This is a genomic window from Deltaproteobacteria bacterium (genome assembly GCA_019308925.1).
In the GTDB taxonomy this organism is placed as follows: domain Bacteria; phylum Desulfobacterota; class B13-G15; order B13-G15; family RBG-16-54-18; genus JAFDHG01.
This window is the reverse complement of record JAFDHG010000101.1, coordinates 1-4,217: the sequence shown is the minus strand read 5'-3', so window position 1 is coordinate 4,217 and position 4,217 is coordinate 1. Positions and strand designations below refer to the sequence as shown.

Here is a 4,217-nt window from a genome sequence, read left to right as displayed (position 1 = left end):
GGGATCATGATAGGTAGCTTTATAGCTCAACACTTTCTTTAAAGGAGTATCCCCCTTTTGAAGGATCTTATCGAGTAATTCCGTATAGTGCAGTATAGGATGATCGAGGGCTGGGTAGTCAACTTTCAAGGCATTCATGGAATGCGGGTCTGTTGTCACTATCTTATTAAATTGGCATCCTCCCAATATCTTGCTGTTATGTTCAACAAGCTCTTCAAACAGGCCTTCCTCTCCTATGCGCCGCACGTCATTGCCAGAATTTCTTTCACTATCGTACAGAATACCAAAATCTATCCCTAACATCGCCAATACGTGAGCGAAGGCCTTGGTCGCTTCTACAGCCCTGCTATCAAAGGAGGCAAAATCGCCCACAAACCACAAAATATCGACCACTTCTTTCCTGGCATCCTTTACACTAAATTTTAATTCGTTGGTCCATTTCCCTCTATTGATATTGTCTTCCCCAAAGGAATTTCCACATTCTGAAATATTGACAAGGGCGTCTTGAACCCCTTCGTCAATGAAACCTCCCTCTATCAAATGTCTTCTCATCTTAACCATCAGCGGCAGATGCTGGATGAAGACCGGGCAGTGCTCTGTACAGGACAAACAAGTGGTACAAGACCACAGAGTTTCCTCCTTTATAACCCCCCCGACGATTTTCTCATCTTTATATGACCCTCCTTGACTATCCCACAAAGTAACGGCCTTGGCCTTCACAGCAAGGAAATCACGCAGATCTAAGATTACATCCCTTGGGGAAAGGGGGGAACCGGAAACCATGACAGGGCATGATATGTGGCATCTCCCACATTTAGTGCAGGCGTCTAAATCTAGTAGCTCTTTCCATGTAAAATCTTTTAACTCCATGTAGCCCAGCTTATCAAAGTCAATTTCATCTTCGGAAAGGAGGGGTATTTCTCCTGTCACCTCTTTTTTAAAAAACAAGTTTGCAAAATCAGTGAGCATATGAATTGCCTTGGAGTATGGAATGTAGGCAACAAAGGCAAGACTGACGAGACTATGAAACCACCACATCACTTTGTACGCAGTCATCCCACCTTGTTCTATCCCAGCGATATGTGAGAACAGTCCTCCGACAAACTCTCCGACAAATGACCAAGAACTGTAGGATGGTTGCGTGATCGCAATGCGCAGCCCCTCTACAATGAAACCGCTCACTCCAATAACAAATAGGCTGCCAAGAAAAATCCAGTCACCCACTACATAGTTTGCCCGGTTATATGTGTCTGGTTCTCTATCCACCCTTGTATAATCTAGACATTGAGGTTTCAAAAAGGCCCTCCTCAGCATCATCATGACCACCCCAATGAGGAACGCAAGACCGAACAGATCAAGGAGGAGCGAGAACCAGAGATAAAAAGATCCGTGCCAAAAAGTCCATTTTTTATTTATCAAGGCTAGAACATCAATGTTGACGGCAACAATAGCGGTGCCGACCAAGAGAATCAGAAACCCCCATAAAATCAACAGATGTGATAAACCCGAATAGAGATCATCTTTGATAATGGTTATATTGCTGAGGGAAATCTTCAGGGACTCCGTAATCCTCCGTGCAATATCTGAAAACCCCTTAAATCTTCTGCTACGACGATATTTCTTGATTCGTTGCATTACACCCCAGATAAACAGAGATACAGTGACAAAGGTCAAACAGTAAAAAGCTATTTTTGAACCGGTGGAAAGACCTAAAAAAACCTCTCTTGTTACTGCAGCGTCTGCACCCATCGACTTTGTCCCAAAATGTTATGTAAATTACCTAACAGAACGTATCCTTGACGTGATCGCTGGAAGGATCTCTACCAGGTCCCCTACAATCCCATAATGGGCAATATTGAAAATCGGGGCCCGGGGGTCATTATTTATGGCCACGATGGTTCCTGACTTCTTCATCCCAATGGTGTGCTGCGAAGCCCCACTAATACCACAGGCGATATATAACTCTGGCTTGACAGTCTTTCCAGATTGCCCCACCTGTCTTTCTTTCGGCAACCACCCGCTATCAATCACAGGTCTGGTGGCCGCCAAAACACCACCTGTAACTTCTGCTAGCTCCTCGACAACCTTCAATTTATCCCTATCTCCAATCCCCCTACCCACTCCGATTACAATATCTGACTTGGTTATATCTACCCCCTCCTCTGGCGGTTCCAATAGCCCCAAAAACTGGGTCACAAAACTTTCTTTGTCAAGCTGAGGGGTAGTCTTTTCAATGTCTTTCCCCCCTCTCTTGACTTTTTCTGGATCAAAGATCCCAGGCCTCAAGGTTACACAGTAGCGCTCACCTTTTGCTACCTTGAGTTCCGATTTGAGCTTACCCCCGAAAAGCTCCCGAGTGACAATAAGATCGTCCCCATCGAAAGTAAAGTTAATACAATCAGGCATGTATGGACTATTCATAGCTGCTGCAAGCCTTGGCCCAAGATCCATTCCCATGGTGGTATGTCCCATGACCACCATTAAGGGGTTAACTTCTTCAATAAGAGGCATGAGGGCATGAAGATAACTTTCCCATGTGTAAAACGCTAGATCTTCATCCTCAACGTGATACAACTTGATCACAGATTCAGCCAAGTCCTCGACCAACTCTTCACAGTTGTGCCCTAAGATGACCCCTTCAAGCTCCATACTGAGATCTTCAGCCAGTTTCCCCACTCCTGAAACAAGTTCCCAGGTAACCTCTCTGATCTCTTGTGCCCTATGTTCAGCGATGACAAGGATCTTGTTCTCCATTTACAAAACCCCCTTTGACTGTAAACGTTCGAATAATTGGTCGGCCATCGCTTCAGGCGACCCTTCCAACACCTCAACCTGTGAGGCTTCTGGTTGATATGGGTAAAGTCCCAACACCTCCTCTCTTGGGGAAGGCCCCTCTCCTTCTGAAACTATATCCTCGAAAGAGACCTTCGTGATCGTTGCGCTCTTTTTGAACCTCCTTAGCCTCATGGAGGAAATGTACCGAGGCTGGCTTATGCCTGTCTGAATTGTTAACAGAGCGGGTAGCGTAAGGCGAAGACTATCCACATATCCTGCTTCGAGTTCCCTGTCAACTTTCACCGCGTTTTGTCCCTGTTCATACTCTACCCTCATTACCAGAGAGGCATGAGGAATCCCCAAAAGATGGGCAAGGGTTGCCCCAATCTCGGCGCATCCGTCGTCTTCCGCCTGAACCCCTGTCATAACGAGATCGAAGGAGCCTTTTTTTATTACTCGCGCAAGCACATTGGCGATGGTCCAATTATCAATGTGTTGCTGGTCGGGGGTCAGGATATGTATCGCCCTCTTTGCTCCTGCTGCCAAGCCATAAAAAAGGACCTCCTGGGCCTCTCCAGGACCCAATGAAATGACAGATGCATCACCCCCGTATTTCTGGGCCAGTAAGAGGGCCTCCTCCAAGGCGTAGGCATCCCATTCGTTCAGGTGCCGGTTAAACCCAGAAAGGTCTAAGGTCTTTCCATCCGACTGGACCTTAGGTTCTTCTTTGATGATAGCCGTCTGTCGAAGGCAAACAATAATTTCCATATCAGCTACCCCCACTATTGCGTTTTATTCAATTGATTCTGCTAAAAGTTCGGCCACATCTTTTACCTCTATTTTCCCCTCACTGCCGGTGGTCTTCACTGCATCCTCCAATTGGATATGGCACCAAGGGCAGGCTGTCGCAATGATCTCTGCCCCTTCAGCTAGTGCCTCATTTATTCTGGTCTCAGATAACCTGTTGATTTCTTCTGTCTCAATCCACATCCTTCCGCCGCCTCCACCACAACACAGACTGTTATCCCTGTTGCGTTTCATCTCAACGAACTTTACGCCTGGGATACTTTTCAAGATTTTCCTCGGGGCTTCGTATACCTCATTTTTCTTCCCTAAATAACAGGGATCATGATAGGTTAGCACCTTCTCAATCTTCGACTTAGGCACCAGATCTCCCCGCTCGATCGCCTCTGAAAAAAACTCGGTGTAATGCTGTATCTTGAGCCCATTCGTTGCCTCAGGATATTCGTTAATATAGGTATTGTAGCAGTGGGGAGAGATCGTGATGATGATCTGAACATCGCTTTGTCTGAATGCCTCCAAATTATCATTAGAGAGGTCTTCAAACAAACCTTCTTCTCCCATCCTCCTGGCTGGGCTGCCGCAACACCTCTCTTCATTCAATATCCCATAGTTAGCACCAACCTCCTCCAACAACCTAA

The 4,217-nt window shown here is 46.2% G+C and carries 4 protein-coding genes; all 4 read right to left on the bottom strand.

The genetic code is table 11. From position 1 onward, the window contains the following. On the bottom strand, positions 1 to 1,749 hold a 1,749-nt coding region (locus tag JRI46_12195; GenBank protein ID MBW2040325.1), incomplete at its 3' end, for a (Fe-S)-binding protein. Between the two features lie 27 nt (positions 1,750 to 1,776). Continuing rightward, positions 1,777 to 2,754: an electron transfer flavoprotein subunit alpha/FixB family protein gene (locus tag JRI46_12190; GenBank protein ID MBW2040324.1), complete on the bottom strand. Its 978-nt coding sequence runs from the start codon at positions 2,752 to 2,754 to the stop codon at positions 1,777 to 1,779. Continuing rightward, positions 2,755 to 3,543: an electron transfer flavoprotein subunit beta/FixA family protein gene (locus JRI46_12185; protein ID MBW2040323.1), complete on the bottom strand. Its 789-nt coding sequence runs from the start codon at positions 3,541 to 3,543 to the stop codon at positions 2,755 to 2,757. It abuts the gene before it with no gap. 24 nt (positions 3,544 to 3,567) lie between these two features. Then, the coding region (locus tag JRI46_12180; GenBank protein MBW2040322.1) for a (Fe-S)-binding protein at positions 3,568 to 4,217 on the bottom strand (650 nt) is incomplete at its 5' end.